12 protein-coding genes, 1 tRNA gene and 1 other RNA gene are annotated in these 14,245 nt (G+C 73.4%); 10 read left to right on the top strand and 4 right to left on the bottom strand.

Annotated features, from left to right (window positions below; genetic code table 11):
- Positions 1 to 79: 79 nt before the first annotated feature.
- Both ACH4J0_RS08405 and ACH4J0_RS08400 read right to left on the bottom strand, forming a co-directional pair.
- On the bottom strand, positions 80 to 1,144 hold the full coding sequence (locus tag ACH4J0_RS08405) for a PP2C family protein-serine/threonine phosphatase (RefSeq protein WP_396237585.1): 1,065 nt from the start codon (positions 1,142 to 1,144) through the stop codon (positions 80 to 82).
- Between the two features lie 204 nt (positions 1,145 to 1,348).
- A tRNA-Ser gene (locus ACH4J0_RS08400) sits at positions 1,349 to 1,433 on the bottom strand.
- Positions 1,434 to 1,543: 110 nt separating this feature from the next.
- On the opposite strand from ACH4J0_RS08400, the gene ffs reads away from it, so the two are divergent.
- The 10 genes from ffs (at position 1,544) to ACH4J0_RS08350 (ending at position 11,560) form a co-directional block, all read left to right on the top strand.
- Positions 1,544 to 1,634: signal recognition particle sRNA small type (ffs, locus tag ACH4J0_RS08395), an RNA gene on the top strand.
- Between the two features lie 92 nt (positions 1,635 to 1,726).
- On the top strand, positions 1,727 to 3,922 hold the full coding sequence (locus ACH4J0_RS08390; RefSeq protein ID WP_396237583.1) for a DNA polymerase III subunit gamma and tau: 2,196 nt from the start codon (positions 1,727 to 1,729) through the stop codon (positions 3,920 to 3,922).
- Between the two features lie 105 nt (positions 3,923 to 4,027).
- Positions 4,028 to 4,366, top strand: a complete 339-nt coding sequence (locus ACH4J0_RS08385; protein ID WP_396237581.1) for a YbaB/EbfC family nucleoid-associated protein — start codon at positions 4,028 to 4,030, stop codon at positions 4,364 to 4,366.
- Positions 4,367 to 4,508: 142 nt separating this feature from the next.
- Positions 4,509 to 5,108, top strand: coding sequence for a recombination mediator RecR (gene recR / locus ACH4J0_RS08380; protein ID WP_396237579.1), 600 nt, complete (start codon positions 4,509 to 4,511; stop codon positions 5,106 to 5,108).
- The gene (locus tag ACH4J0_RS08375) at positions 5,101 to 5,808 is read left to right on the top strand and encodes a DUF5063 domain-containing protein (RefSeq protein WP_396237577.1); all 708 of its coding nucleotides are present in this window, start codon (positions 5,101 to 5,103) and stop codon (positions 5,806 to 5,808) included. Before recR ends, ACH4J0_RS08375 begins: the two co-directional genes overlap by 8 nt.
- 358 nt (positions 5,809 to 6,166) lie before the next feature.
- A complete protein-coding gene (locus ACH4J0_RS08370; RefSeq protein WP_380417395.1) occupies positions 6,167 to 7,447 on the top strand; it encodes an aspartate kinase in 1,281 nt (426 codons plus the stop codon).
- A gap of 28 nt (positions 7,448 to 7,475) precedes the next feature.
- The gene (locus ACH4J0_RS08365) at positions 7,476 to 8,537 is read left to right on the top strand and encodes an aspartate-semialdehyde dehydrogenase (RefSeq protein ID WP_396237574.1); all 1,062 of its coding nucleotides are present in this window, start codon (positions 7,476 to 7,478) and stop codon (positions 8,535 to 8,537) included.
- A gap of 436 nt (positions 8,538 to 8,973) precedes the next feature.
- Positions 8,974 to 9,519, top strand: coding sequence for a SigE family RNA polymerase sigma factor (locus ACH4J0_RS08360; protein ID WP_396237572.1), 546 nt, complete (start codon positions 8,974 to 8,976; stop codon positions 9,517 to 9,519).
- Positions 9,512 to 10,684 carry a hypothetical protein gene (locus ACH4J0_RS08355; RefSeq protein ID WP_396237570.1) on the top strand — a complete coding sequence of 391 codons (1,173 nt, stop codon included), beginning with the start codon at positions 9,512 to 9,514 and terminating at the stop codon, positions 10,682 to 10,684. Before ACH4J0_RS08360 ends, ACH4J0_RS08355 begins: the two co-directional genes overlap by 8 nt.
- A gap of 84 nt (positions 10,685 to 10,768) precedes the next feature.
- Entirely contained in the window at positions 10,769 to 11,560 is a 792-nt protein-coding gene (locus ACH4J0_RS08350; protein ID WP_396237568.1) for an SURF1 family protein, read from the top strand.
- Between the two features lie 74 nt (positions 11,561 to 11,634).
- On the opposite strand, the gene ACH4J0_RS08345 is transcribed toward ACH4J0_RS08350, so the two are convergent.
- Both ACH4J0_RS08345 and ACH4J0_RS08340 read right to left on the bottom strand, forming a co-directional pair.
- A complete protein-coding gene (locus tag ACH4J0_RS08345) occupies positions 11,635 to 12,309 on the bottom strand; it encodes a hypothetical protein (protein ID WP_396237566.1) in 675 nt (224 codons plus the stop codon).
- Positions 12,306 to 14,156 carry a S9 family peptidase gene (locus ACH4J0_RS08340; protein ID WP_396237564.1) on the bottom strand — a complete coding sequence of 617 codons (1,851 nt, stop codon included), beginning with the start codon at positions 14,154 to 14,156 and terminating at the stop codon, positions 12,306 to 12,308. The genes ACH4J0_RS08345 and ACH4J0_RS08340 overlap by 4 nt, the downstream gene beginning before the upstream one ends.
- Positions 14,157 to 14,245: the final 89 nt, after the last annotated feature.

Here is a 14,245-nt window from a genome sequence, read left to right as displayed (position 1 = left end):
CCTGACCACCCCGGCCGCGGCACACCTCTCCCGTATTGGAGCCGTGGGCGAGGCGGCGCTGTGGGAGTTCGCTTCCTGATCAGGCGACGCGGGGAGGGCGGTGGCGCCGGGTGACCACCAGGATGGCCATGTCGTCGTCGCGTTTGCCCCCGGTCCAGCGGCCGACGTCTTCGGTGAGGGCATCCACCACTGCATCGGGATCACTGAACTGCCTGCGCATGCGCTCTGAGGCGAGTGGATCGTAGAAAGTCCCCCGCTTGTCCCGCGCCTCGGTGACACCGTCGGTCACCAGCAGCAGCGAGGCCCCCGGGGGCAGCCGTACGACATTGGCGGGCGCGGGGCCGTCAGGAGTGAGATCGCCCAGCCCCAGGCCGAGGGGCAGCTGTGGGACGGCCGGATCGAGCCGCACGAGCTGTCCGTCGTGAATCAGGTACGGGGGCGGATGCCCGTGGTTCACCAGGCTCAGTGTCTCGCCGTCGGGGGAGACCTCGGCCAGTACGGCGGTGATGAAGCCCTCCATGGTGGGCACCGGGCCGCTCCGGGCCGTGTCTTTGTTCACCGCCTCGTCCATCCGCTGTCCCAACGTGACCAAGGTGGGAGCGGACTCGGCCTCATGACGGAAGATTCCGATCGCGATCGACACGGCGGCGACGGCCGAAATGCCTTTGCCCCGTACATCGCCGATGATCATCCGCACCCCGAACGGCGTCTCCTGCACTGCGAAGAAGTCGCCGCCGATCCGTGCCTCGGCCTGCGCTGCCGTGTACCCCGCAGCCACGGCCAGCGGCCCGACCGTCCTCGGCGGCTCCGGGAGTACCGCCCGCTGGACCCCCTCCGCGACATCCCTGGCCAGTGCCAGATCGCGCCCTTGCCGCACGATCAGCCGGTTGATTGTGAGAGCCAGCGCGCCGATCACGCCGACCACGGCGAGATCCACAATCAGTGGTGTCGCCGGACGCCCGCGTTCGAGGTCCACCGACACCGAGACCACGCACGCGACACACACGACGGCGAGCGCGGACCGGAAGGAGAGTGTGGCACCCGCGATGAGCGGTGCGGCTGCCACCAGTGGGAGTCCCGTGTACGGCTGAGGCGCGAAACGGTCCAGCAGGAGGCCGGCCACGAGGACCAGCGCCGCGAGCATCCACGGCACCTTCACCAGCGTGGGTCGCAGGACTTTCACGGTGCATCTCCCGTCCCGGCCGATCAAGGCCCAGAGCGCAGGCTTCGGCCAGCCTGTCACATCACGGACTTACGCGATCTTTCGGACACGCTGGTGGTTGCCTGCAGGGCTTGCGACCAGACGACGAAGGCCCGAACCGCTGAGCGGTTCGGGCCTTCGTGAAGGCGGAGGATACGAGATTCGAACTCGTGAGGGGTTGCCCCCAACACGCTTTCCAAGCGTGCGCCCTAGGCCTCTAGGCGAATCCTCCGTGGGAGAGCTTAGTACATGTTTCGGGGTGCTCGCGACCACCTATCCCCAGGCCGGAGGCCGGGGGTGGCCTGTGGATCGTCGGGGCCGGGATCCGGTAGTGTGGGGGTCAGCCCCTCGTGTGGCGTCATCTCTCTGAACCCCCCCAGGGCCGGAAGGCAGCAAGGGTAGGAGGGCTCTGGCGGGTGCACGGGGGGTCTTTGCGTTCCCCGGGAACGTCGGCCGGCCCCGCGGAGCGGGGGCCGGGGTGAAGGGGCGACGCGTTTGTCGGCCCGTCCCGATATCGTCGGTGGTGTGTCCCTAGCCCTGTACCGCCGCTACCGCCCCGAGACCTTCGCGGAGGTCATCGGGCAGGAGCACGTGACCGCTCCGCTCCAGCAGGCCCTGCGCAACAACAGGGTCAACCACGCGTACCTCTTCAGCGGGCCGCGCGGCTGTGGCAAGACGACGAGCGCGCGCATCCTGGCCCGTTGTCTGAACTGTGAGCAGGGGCCGACGCCGACGCCCTGCGGGGAGTGCCAGTCCTGTCGGGACCTCGCGACCGGCGGGCCCGGCTCGATCGACGTGATCGAGATCGACGCCGCCTCGCACGGTGGTGTGGACGACGCGCGCGAGCTGCGCGAGCGGGCCTTCTTCGCGCCGGTGCACAGCCGGTACAAGATCTTCATCCTGGACGAGGCGCACATGGTGACCTCGGCCGGGTTCAACGCGCTGCTCAAGGTGGTCGAGGAGCCGCCGGAGCACCTCAAGTTCATCTTCGCGACCACCGAGCCGGAGAAGGTGATCGGGACGATCCGGTCCCGCACCCACCACTACCCGTTCCGGCTGGTCCCGCCCGGCACGCTGCGCGACTACCTGGCGGAGGTCTGCGGCCGCGAGGGCATCCAGGTCGAGGACCCGGTGTTCCCGCTGGTGGTACGGGCCGGCGCGGGCTCGGTGCGTGACTCGATGTCGGTCATGGACCAGCTGCTGGCCGGTGCCGGCGAGGGCGGCGTCACCTACCAGATGGCCACGGCACTGCTCGGGTACACCGACTCGGCGCTGCTGGACGAGGTGGTGGACGCCTTCGCCGCGCACGACGGGGCGACGGTGTTCCAGGTGATCGACCGGGTGGTCGAGGGCGGCCACGACCCGCGCCGCTTCGTCACCGACCTGCTGGAGCGGCTGCGCGACCTGGTGATCCTCGCCACCGTGCCGGAGGCGGGGGAGAAGGGGCTGATCGACGCCCCGGCGGACCGGATCGCCGTGATGCAGGCGCAGGCGGACGCGTTCGGCGCGACCGAGCTGAGCCGGGCGGCCGACATCGTCAACACCGGGCTGACCGAGATGCGCGGCAACGCGGCGCCGCGGCTCCAGCTGGAGCTGATCTGTGCCCGGGTGATGCTGCCGGGCGCGTACAGCGACGAGCTGTCGCTCCAGGCGCGACTGGACAAGCTGGAGCGCCGGGCGGCCGCGGGCGGTTTCGCCGCGCCGGCCGGGATGGCGCCGGTGGCCGTCGCTCCGGTGGCCGCCGCGCCGATGGCCCCGCCCGTGGCCGCACCGGCGGCCGCTCCGTCGGTGGAGGTGCCCGGCCCGGCGCCCGCGCCCGCACCCGCACCCGTCGCCGCGGCGCCCGCCCCCGCGCAGGCGCCCCCGCCCCCGGCCCCCGCCGGGCCCGCCCCGGGCGCCTGGCCGATCCCGCGCAGCTTCCCGCCTGCGGGCGGCGCACCGGCTCCGGCCGCCGCGTCCGCTCCCGTGCCCGCCGCCGCGCCCGCGCAGCAGCCGCAGGCGGTCCCGCAGACCGCGCCCACCCCGCCCCCGGTCCAGCAGGCCCCCGGGGCCCCGGCCCCCGCCGGTGGCCAGCCGTCCGCGGCCGCGCAGCAGGGCGCGGCGCAGGTCCGGCAGCTGTGGCCGCAGATCCTGGAGGCGGTGAAGAACCGCCGCCGCTTCACCTGGATCCTGCTCAGCCAGAACGGCCAGGTGGCCGGGTTCGACGGCAGCACCCTCCAGGTCTCGTTCATCAACGCGGGTGCCCGGGACAGCTTCGTCGGCAGCAACAGCGACGACGTGCTGCGCCAGGCGCTGTCCGACGCGCTGGGCGTGGACTGGCGGATCGAGTGCATCGTCGACCCGTCCGGAGGCGGCGGTGGCGGCGGCGTGGCCCCGGGAGCTCCCGTCCCGGCCGGCGGTGGCTGGGGAGCCCCGGCCCGTCCGGCGGCTGCCGCGCCGCCGATGGCGGCCCCCGCCCCCGTGCAGCCCCAGCCGCAGGTGCAGACGCCCGCCCCGGTCCAGTCGCAGCCCCAGCCGCCGACCCCGGCCCCCGCGCCGGTGCAGGCCCCGCCGGCCGCGCCGGTGCCCCCGGTCCGTCCGGTGCAGTCGGTGGCTCCGGAGGACGACATCCCGGAGGAGGACGACCCGGACCTCAACGAGGAGGCGTTCTCCGGCCAGGAGCTGATCATCCGCGAGCTGGGCGCCACGGTGCTGGAGGAGATCCACCACCGCGGCAACTAGCCGGCCAGGGCGATCAGGGCACCCGGGAGCGGCCCCACGGGCGGGTCCGGGCCCGTAGGCTCAGCGGTGACGAACGAAGAACCGCGTGACAGCAAGGAGTGAGCCGTGTTTCCCGGTGGCGGTCAGCCCAACATGCAGCAGCTGCTCAAGCAGGCGCAGAAGATGCAGGAGGAACTCGCGAAGGCCCAGCAGGAGCTGGCCGACGCGAGGGTGAACGGTTCGGCGGGCGGCGGCCTGGTCGAGGCCACGGTGACCGGTTCCGGTGAGCTGGTGGCGCTGACCATCGCCCCGGCCGCCGTCGATCCGGAGGACACCGAGACCCTGGCCGATCTGGTCGTGGCGGCGGTCCGGGACGCGGCCGCGGCGGCCCAGAAGATGCAGGCCGAGCGGATGGGTCCGCTCACCCAGGGCCTGGGCGGCGGTATCCCGGGTCTGCCCTTCTAGGACGTCCCTTCCAGGACGTTCCTCATGTGATTTCTGTGGGAGTCGGGCGTCGGCCGGTGTGTCCGGCGCCCGATTCGTTGGATGATGGCACCGGAGTACCTCCGACCAGGAGCACACCGACCATCCGAGGGAAGGCGCGACGTTGTACGAGGGCGTGGTTCAGGACCTGATCGACGAACTGGGCAGGCTGCCCGGCGTCGGGCCCAAGAGCGCCCAGCGGATCGCCTTCCACGTGCTGCAGTCCGACCCCGTCGACGTGCGCCGCCTCGCGCACGCGCTGCTGGAGGTCAAGGACAAGGTCCGCTTCTGCGTGGTCTGCGGCAACGTCGCGGAGGCCGAGCAGTGCCGGGTCTGCCTGGACCCGCGCCGCGACCTCGGTGTCATCTGCGTGGTCGAGGAGCCCAAGGACGTCGTCGCCATCGAGCGCACCCGTGAGTTCCGCGGCCGCTACCACGTGCTGGGCGGCGCGATCAGCCCCATCGAGGGCGTCGGCCCGGACGACCTGCGCATCCGCGAGCTGCTCGCACGCCTCGCGGACGGCACGGTCACCGAGCTGATCCTGGCCACCGACCCCAACCTGGAGGGGGAGGCGACCGCCACCTATCTGGCCCGGCTCTGCAAGCCGATGGGCCTGAAGGTGACCCGGCTGGCGAGCGGCCTGCCCGTCGGCGGGGACCTGGAGTACGCGGACGAGGTCACCCTCGGCCGCGCCTTCGAAGGGAGACGACTGCTCGATGTCTGACCGGACGATCAACCAGCAGCCCCACGGCCCGAAGCTCCACCCGGAGCCCGAGGCCCACGCCCCACACACCCACGGCCACGGCTCCGAGCCGGACGACTTCGCGGTGCAGATCGCCGACTCGGTGGAGAGCTTCGTGCTCGCCGTCACCGAGGTCGCCAAGGGTGACGAACCGGGCAGCGCGGTCTCGCTGCTGCTCCTGGAGGTCTCGCAGCTGCTGCTGGCGGGCGGCCGGCTGGGCGCCATCGAGGACGTCGTCCCGGAGGACCGCTTCGAGCCCGACGCCGGGCCCGAGCCGGACGGCGAGCAGCTGCGCGAGCGCCTCGCCGAGCTGCTCGCGCCGATCGACGTCTACCACGAGGTCTTCGACCCGTACGGTCCGCCGGAGAAGCCGAACGCCTTCCGGATCTCGGACGACCTGGCCGGTGTGGTCAGCGAGCTCCAGCACGGTCTGACCCACTACCGCGAGGGCCGGGTCAGCGAGGCGCTGTGGTGGTGGCAGTTCTCGTACCTCTCCAACTGGGGCACGACCTGCTCGGCGGTGCTGCGGGCGCTCCAGTCGCTGATCGCCCACGTCCGGCTGGACAGCCCGATGGGTGCGGCGGCGGACGGCGCGGACATCGACGACGACGGGCTCACCGACGAGCAGCTGGAGCAGCAGGCGGGCGACCTGATGGCGGCCGAGCTCGGTCTCGGCCGTTAGTCCGGCGCTCGCCGTCAGTCCGGCGCTCGGCCGGTTAATCCAGAGCGAGCAGAGGCCGGTGGTGGCCGATGCGGAGGTCCATTGTGACGAATGCCTCAACAAACCGCCCGAAAAACAAATCCGGCCGCGGCACCGGCCATTCCTCCGAGGATTCTGCGGAGCGGCGCCGAATGCCCCGCAGACCTGCCGGTGGCGCCGTCCGAATCGCCGCCCACCTGCTGAAACCCCCGTCTCACCATATGGAAGGCGCCGGTCAGGGCACCCCTGCTCGGTAGACTGGCGCGGACCGCACCCCCCTTCCCCCCGGGGGTACGGGGGCCTGGCGCCCCCGGAGAACGACACTAGTCGAGGAGCGCACGTGGGCCTTGTCGTGCAGAAGTACGGCGGCTCATCCGTTGCGGATGCCGAAGGCATCAAGCGCGTTGCCCGCCGAATCGTTGATGCCAAGAAGGCCGGCCATGAGGTCGTCGTCGTGGTGTCCGCGATGGGCGACACGACGGACGAGCTCATCGAACTCGCGGAGCAGGTGTCACCGCTCCCTGCCGGCCGTGAGTTCGACATGCTGCTGACCGCTGGAGAGCGCATCTCCATGGCGCTGCTGGCCATGGCGATCAAATCCCTGGGCCACGAGGCCCAGTCCTTCACGGGCAGTCAGGCCGGTGTCATCACCGACTCCGTCCACAACAAGGCGCGCATCATCGACGTGACACCGGGCCGCATCCGCACCGCCCTGGACGAGGGCAACATCGCGATCGTGGCCGGCTTCCAGGGCGTGTCCCAGAGCAGCAAGGACATCACCACGCTGGGCCGCGGCGGCTCCGACACCACCGCCGTCGCGCTGGCCGCCGCGCTCAAGGCCGAGGTCTGCGAGATCTACACCGACGTGGACGGCGTGTTCACCGCCGACCCGCGCGTGGTGAAGAAGGCGCGCAAGATCGACTGGATCGCGTACGAGGACATGCTGGAGCTGGCCTCGTCCGGTTCCAAGGTGCTGCTCGACCGCTGCGTGGAGTACGCCCGCCGCTACAACATCCCGATTCACGTACGCTCGTCCTTCTCGGGTCTTCCCGGGACGATCGTCAGCAACGACAACCCGAACCAGCCCGAAGGGGGCGAGATGGAGCAGGCCATCATCTCCGGAGTCGCCCACGACACCTCCGAGGCCAAGGTCACGGTCGTCGGCGTGCCCGACAAGCCGGGCGAGGCGGCGCGCATCTTCCGCGCCATCGCCGACGCCGAGGTCAACATCGACATGGTGGTGCAGAACGTCTCCGCCGCGTCGACCGGCCTGACCGACATCTCCTTCACCCTGCCGAAGACCGAGGGCCAGAAGGCCATCGACGCGCTCGGCCGGGTCAAGGAGGGCATCGGCTACGAGTCGCTGCGCTACGACGACGCGATCGGCAAGATCTCGCTGGTCGGCGCCGGCATGCGCTCCAACCCGGGTGTCACCGCCACCTTCTTCGAGGCGCTGTCCGCCGCGGGCGTCAACATCGAGCTGATCTCCACCTCGGAGATCCGCATCTCGGTGGTCACCCGCGCCGACGACGTGCCGGAGGCGGTCCGCGCCGTGCACAGCGCCTTCGGCCTGGACAGCGAGAGCGACGAGGCCGTGGTCTACGGCGGCACCGGGCGATGACCCGGCAGCCGGGCAGGGGTGCCCGGACGTGATCCGGCGCCCCAACCTCGCCGTCGTCGGCGCCACCGGCGCGGTCGGCGAGGTGCTGCTCGGCCTGCTCTCGCTCCGTCAGGACGTCTGGGGCGAGGTCCGACTCGTCGCCTCGCCGCGCTCGGCCGGCCGTACGCCGGTGGTGCGCGGGGAGGCGGTGGGGGTCGTCCCGCTGGCGGAGGAGGCCTTCGCGGGGATCGACGTCGCCGTGTTCGCCGTCCCCGACGCGGTCTCCGCCCAGTGGGCGCCGATCGCGGCGGCCAAGGGCATCGTGGTGGTCGACGACTCGGCCGCCTTCCGCACCGCCGGGGACGTGCCGCTGGTCGTCCCCGAGGTCAACGCGGCCGCGCTGCGGATCCGTCCGCGCGGCATCGTGGCCAGCCCGGCCGGCACCACGCTCACGCTGGTCGCGGCGGTCGGCGCGCTGCACGCCGAGTACGGGCTGGAGCAGCTCGTGGTCGCCACCTACCAGGCCGCCAGCGGCGAGGGCCGGGCCGGCGTGGCGGCGCTGCGCGAGCAGACGGAGCTGGTGGCCGGCACCGAGGTCGGTCGGCAGACCGGCGACCTGCGCGCGGTGATCGCCGACGAGGGGCCGTTCGCCGCCCCGCTCGCCCTCAACGCCGTGCCCTGGACCGGCGGCCTGCGCGAGGGCGGCTGGTCCGCCCAGGAACTCGGCCTGCGCGACGAGGCCCGCAAGGTCCTCGGCCTGCCCGCCCTGCGGGTCTCCGCGACCTGCGTGCGCATCCCGGTCGTCCGCACCCACGCGCTGGCAGTGCACGCCCGCTTCGAGCGCGAGGTCAGCCAGGAGCACGCCCAGGACATCCTGCGCGAGACGCCCGGCGTGGTCCTCTACGACGACCCGGCGGCCGGGGAGTTCCCCACTCCGAACGACGTGGTCGGTACCGACCCGGTCTGGGCCGGGCGGGTGCGCCGGGCGCTGGACGAGCCGGACGCGCTCGACCTCTTCCTCTGCGGCGACAACCTGCGCAAGGGGGCCGCGCTCAACCTGCTGCAGATCGCCGAGCTGGTGGCCGGTGAGCTGGCGGCCGGTTCCAGCTGACGGTCAGTCTCAGGACGGCCGATCCCAGCTGACGGTCAGTCTCAGGACGGCCGGTCCCAGCTGACGGCCGGTCTCGGAACAGCCGGTCCCAGCTGACGGCCGGTCTCGGAACAGCCGGTCTCAGGACGGCCGGGGCCCCGGGGTTCCCCAGGAACCGTCACCGGCCCGGTTCGGAGGGCCCCTTGTGCCCGAGGATGTCCGGACCTGTGTCCGCTCCTCGACACAATCCGTCCGGAATCCCGTGGGAATCCCCTGGAGGCCTCTTCGGCCGATGCGGAAGAATGGGCCCCGGGCTGGGCAACCATGACAGGGGATCGAGTGTCCAACGGGCGTGGCGAACGTGATGGTGGGGGCAAGGGCGGGCATCCCGGCGAGGGCCGTGGTGACCTTCCCGTCGCGCGCCCCGTGGTCGCCGAGTAGGCCGGAAGAAGACCAGATGACGGCGGCCGCACCCGGTGCGGCGGACTCCGGCGCCGGTACCGACGCGGGTACCAGCGAGGACCTGCTCACCGCGACCTACAAGGCGCACTACCGCTCCCTGCTGCGGCTCGCCGCGCTGCTCCTGGACGACCTGTCCACCTGCGAGGACGTCGTGCAGGAGGCCTTCATCCGGGTGCACGCCGCCCGGCGCCGGGTGCGCGAGCCCGAGAAGACCCTGGCCTACCTCCGGCAGACGGTGGTCAACCTGTCGCGCTCCACACTGCGCCGCCGGATCCTCGGTCTTCGACTGCTGCCGAAGCCCATGCCTGACATGGCCAGTGCAGAAGAAGGTGCTTACGATGCCCTGGAGCGCGACCAGCTGAAGGCCGCGTTGAAGGGTCTGCAACGCCGTCAGCGGGAGGTTCTGGTGCTGCGTTACTTCGTGGACATGACGGAGGCGCAGGTCGCCGAGACCCTGGGCATCTCACTCGGTTCGGTGAAGGCGTACGGCTCGCGCGGACTCGCCGCCCTCCGGATCCAGATGGAGGCCGGACATGGCTGACGGCCTCCGGCAGCGGCCCGAGGACGACGACGTCCCCGGCCTCTCCTCCGAGGAACGGGCGCTGCGCGAGCTGATGCAGCACGCGGTGGCCGGGATCCAGCCCGGAGCCGGCGCCCTGCCCCGGATCCGCCAGGCCGTACCCCGGCGCCGGGCCGCCCGCCGCGGGGCCTGGACGGGCGCGGCGGCGCTGGCCCTGGCGGTCGCGATCGCCCTGCCCGTCCTGCACGAGGGCGACCACCTGGGACTGTCCGGCGGCCCCGGCTCCACGACCGCCGACGGCGCGACCCTCGCGGCCCCGAGCGGCGCGGCGGTCGGTGGCGGTGCCACCGGTGCAGGCGCGCACACCGGCACCGGCGGCGGGGGTGCCGGCCCCTCGACGGGTGTCGGCACCGCCTCGCCCAGCCCCGGCGCGGACGCCACCCCCCCCGGTACCGCGACCCCCACCGGGGCCACCGGCACCGGGGACGGCGGGATCCTCCCGCTCTGCACCCGGTCGGACCTCGGACAGGGCACCGCACAGGTCGGCCTGGCGGACGCCCAGGGCCGGATCTACGGGTCCTTCACCGTGTACAACGTCTCCGGGCACAGCTGCCGCCTCGGCGGACCGGGCGCCGTGGCCGTCACCGGCGTCAGCGGCACCGACCGCAGCCGGGTCCGCACCGCCGACCACGCTCCGGGCGACCCGGCGGCCAGCCTGCCCGCGATGGACGCCGAACCGCCGGTGCTCGCTCCGCAGGCCGGGTACCGGGTGCCGTTCGCGTGGATCCCCGACCAGGGCTGCGGCTCCGGTGGCTTCACCACCGCGCCGACCACCGGCGCCAACCAGGCCTCCCTGACCACCCAGGCCTCCCTGACCACCCAGGCCCCCGCCGCCTCCGGTGCCGCCCCGGCCTCCGGCGCCTCGGCCGCGCCGAGCGCCAACCCGCAGGCCAGCTCCTCGCCCACCCCCGGAACCACCTCGGCGCCGAGCCCGACGGCCACCCCGAGCGGCAACCCCACTTCCGCGCAGGCCACCGCCACCATCGCCCACACCCCGGCCCCGGGCAGCCCGGAGGCCGCGACGGCCTCGCTGCCGGTCGGCTGCGGGGGGACGTTCTACCGGGGCGGAGTGCAGCCGGCCGGCGGCTCCGTGGCCCAGCCGACCGGGACGCCCGCGACGGGCTGAGCGGGCACCCGCCCCGGCCGCCGCGCCGTCCGGCGACGGACCCTGTGGTCGGAAGCGGTGTGAGGAGTGGTTACCGTGGGGGGTGTGTACCGGTTCCTCCTGACTCCGCGCTGGCTGGGCGGCACCGCCCTGGCGATGGCGGCCGTGGCGGTGTGCGTCTGGCTGGGCTCCTGGCAGCTCGGCCGGTTCGAGGACCGCGTCTCCACCCACCAGGAGAGCAAGGCCTCGCTCACCGCTCCGGGTGAGGCCCGGCCGATCGACGCGCTGCTCGGCCCGGCCACCCCGCAGGTGACCACGGAGACCGTCGGCAAGCCCGTCACGGTGACCGGGAGCTTCGACACGGAGCACCAACTCCTCGTCCCCAACCGGGTACTGGACGGCAAGCAGGGCTACTACGTGCTCACCCCGCTGCGCACCGCCGACGGACACGCCGTCGCCGTGGTACGGGGCTGGGCGCCCGGAGCCCCGTCCGGTTCCGCCCCCGCGGCCGAGGCCGCGCCCACCGGGCAGGTGACCGTCGCCGGGCGGCTCCAGGCCAACGAGTCGGTCGGCAGCAACGGCGCGGTCGCGGGCGGGCTGCCGGCCGGGCAGCTCGGCATGATCAACCGGGCCTCGCTGCTGAACGTGCTGGAGTACGACGGCTGGTACGACGGCTGGGTGGCCGCCGACCAGGTGCCCGCCGGGCTGACCGCGGTCCCGGCCGTCCAGCCACAGGGCGGGGACGGGCTCACCCTGCGGGCGTTCCAGAACCTGGGCTACACCCTGGAGTGGTTCGTCTTCGCGGGGTTCGTGATCTTCATGTGGTTCCGCCTGATGCGCCGGGAGGCGGAGGCGGAGCAGGACCGGGCCCTGGGACTGGACCCGGTCCTGGACTGAGCGGCACCTGGACGGACCGGCACCTGGACTGGCCGGCACCTGGGCGGCCGGCCCGACCGGCCTGCCCGACCGGTCTACCTGGACGGCTTGCCGGTCGGCGTCGGCAGGGGCTTGGCCGGGGGTGCGGCCGGCGTCGGCACCACGGTCGCCGTCGGGGACTGCGAGGGGGCCGTCGGGCTCTGGTCGCCGCCGAACGGCGCCGCCGTGTCGTCGTTCACCGGCGCGGAGCCGCCGCGGCAGTGGACGCCGTGGACGCCGACCACGTCGTCCGAGCCGTAATGGTCGATGTGGTGGTGGGTGGTGCCCCCGCCCTTGGACCCGGACGAGCCCTTCGAGCCGGACGAGCCCTTGGAGCCGCTCGACCCGTGCGAGCCGCTCGCCCCGTGCGAGCCGCTCGACCCGTGCGAGCCGCTAGAGCCGGCGCGCTCGGCCGTGTCCTCCTCCCCGCCTGTGGACTCCGTCGAGCCGGGCCCGTACGACGCCCGTACGAGCACCGCCCCGAAGGCCGGCCCGGCGCCCGGTGCGCTCGCCTTCGTCGCCGAGCCGGACGGCGCGTCGGCCGCTGTCGTCGTGCCCGTCGGAGTGGCGGCAGCCGTCGGCACGCCCGCCGGCACGCCCGCCGCCGGGCTCGTCGGCCGCGGGGCGACCGGCGGCGGGCAGTCGGCCTCGTCGCCGTGCGAGCCCGAGCAGCCGCTGAGCACCAGCGCCCCGGCCACCGCCGCCCCCGCGAGCGCCAGCAGACGTCTCACCCAGCCTCTCCGGTGCTCCCGCCCGGGACGCCGAGGTGCCGCCGGACGAAGTCGATCTCCAGCCGCAGCTGCTTGATCCGCTCCTCCACCACCAGCGAGCCGTGCCCGGCGTCGAACCGGTACACCTCGTGCGGCTTGCCCAGCTGTTCCAGCCGCTCGACGTAGTTGTCGATCTGCCGGATCGGGCAGCGCGGGTCGTTGACCCCGGCGCTGATGTACACCGGCACCCGCACCCGCTCGACGTGGGTCAGTGGCGAGGAGGCGGTGAAGCGGTCCGGGACCTCCTCCGGCGTGCCACCGAAGAGCGTGCGGTCCAGCGACTTGAGCGCCTCCATCTCGTCGGCGTACGCGGTGTGGTAGTCCGCGACCGGCACGGCGGCGACGCCCAGCGACCAGTTGTCGGGCTGCACGCCCAGGCCCAGCAGGGTCAGGTAGCCGCCCCAGCTGCCGCCGGTGAGCACCAGCCGCTGAGGGTCGGCCAGGCCGCTGGAGACCGCCCACTCCCGGACGGCCGCGATGTCCTCCAGCTCGATCAGGCCGACCCGCTCGTGCAGCGCGTCGGTCCAGGCCTGGCCGTAGCCGGTCGAGCCCCGGTAGTTGACCCGGACCACCGCGAAGCCGTGGTCCAGCCAGGCGGCCGGGCCGGCCGCGAAGGAGTCGCTGTCGTGGTGCGTCGGGCCGCCGTGGATCTCGAAGACGGTCGGGTACGGGCCCGGGCCGGCCGTGCGCGGACGCTGCACCAGGGCGTGCACCCGCCCGCCGGGCCCGTCCACCCAGACGTCCTCGACCGGGACGGAGCCGGGCGGCACCGGGCCGGGCGCCCGCAGCACGACCGCCCCGGCGGTGGAACGGACGGCGGAGGGCTCGGCGGCGGAGGACCACAGGTACTCCACCGTGCCGTCCGGACGGGCGGTGGCGCCGCCGACGGTGCCCCGCGGGGTCTCCAGGCGGGTGAGCAGGCCGTCCGCGAGCGTGTAGGTGAACAGCTCGCTGCGCGCTTCGTACTCGTGCTCGACCAGCAGCTCCGCGGCGCCCGGGCGCCACTGCGCGGAGACGTCGCCGGGCAGCTCGCGGCCCTGCTCGTCGCGCAGCGGGAGGGCGGTCTCGGCGCCGGTGGCGACGTCCCAGATCATCGGTTCCCAGCGGCCGGTGCGCTGGTGGGCGACCAGCAGTCGGGTGTCGCCCTCGACCGGGGCGAAGCCCAGGCAGGCGACGCCGCGCGGCTCGTCCCGGCCGGTCACCTCGTCCAGCTCGGCGACGGTCTCGGTGCCGCTGCCGGTGAGCCGGACCACCCGGATCGCGGAGTGCATCGCGTCGCCGTGCTCGGTGTGGTCGATGGCGAGCAGGGTGGCGTCGTGGCTGAGGTCGCCGACGCCGCCGTACTCCTCGTGCCGGTAGATCTCGACCGCCTCGGCCGCGCCCGGGCGGCGCAGGTGCAGGGTGGTGCCGTCCTCGTCGGTGGACCGGCCGACCACCACCGTGCCGTCGCGGCCGAGGGCCAGGCCGGCCGAGTAGGAGGGGGCGAGGCCGGGCACGGCCTCCTCGTCCGGGCCGCCCGCGAAGGGCTGGCGGCGCCAGACGCCGAACTCGTCGCCGTCGTGGTCGTCGAACCACCAGACCCAGTCGCCGTCCGGGGACAGCTCGGCGTCGGTGGTGCCGTTCGGGCGGTCGGTGACCTGGCGGTGGGTGCCGGTGGCACGGTCCCAGGCGTAGACCTCGTAGGTGCCGGTCGCGTTGGACACGTACAGCGCCCGGTCGGGTGCGTCCTCGGCCCAGTCGGGCAGTGACACGCGTGCTGCCCGGAACCGCTGCTCCCACGCCGGTACGGCGCTCTTCTCCTCGCTCATCCGACCATCCAACCCGATCGGGGGGACGGAACGGAACGGGCGGGTGGGGGTTCACCCCCACCCGCCCCGGCTCCCGCCGTGTCGCGTGC

Source organism: Kitasatospora sp. NPDC017646, assembly GCF_044329365.1.
GTDB lineage: Bacteria > Actinomycetota > Actinomycetes > Streptomycetales > Streptomycetaceae > Kitasatospora.
This window is presented reverse-complemented; position numbering and strand designations above follow the sequence as displayed.

Bases quoted from the DNA above. Each gene is read 5' to 3' on its own strand.
- ACH4J0_RS08405 (WP_396237585.1), bottom strand. From the start codon at position 1,144: ATGCTCGCGGCGCTGGTCCTCGTGGCCGGCCTCCTGCTGGACCGTTTC.
- ACH4J0_RS08375 (WP_396237577.1), top strand. From the start codon at position 5,101: ATGTCTGACCGGACGATCAACCAGCAGCCCCACGGCCCGAAGCTCCAC.
- ACH4J0_RS08360 (WP_396237572.1), top strand. From the start codon at position 8,974: ATGACGGCGGCCGCACCCGGTGCGGCGGACTCCGGCGCCGGTACCGAC.
- ACH4J0_RS08355 (WP_396237570.1), top strand. From the start codon at position 9,512: ATGGCTGACGGCCTCCGGCAGCGGCCCGAGGACGACGACGTCCCCGGC.
- ACH4J0_RS08340 (WP_396237564.1), bottom strand. From the start codon at position 14,156: ATGAGCGAGGAGAAGAGCGCCGTACCGGCGTGGGAGCAGCGGTTCCGG.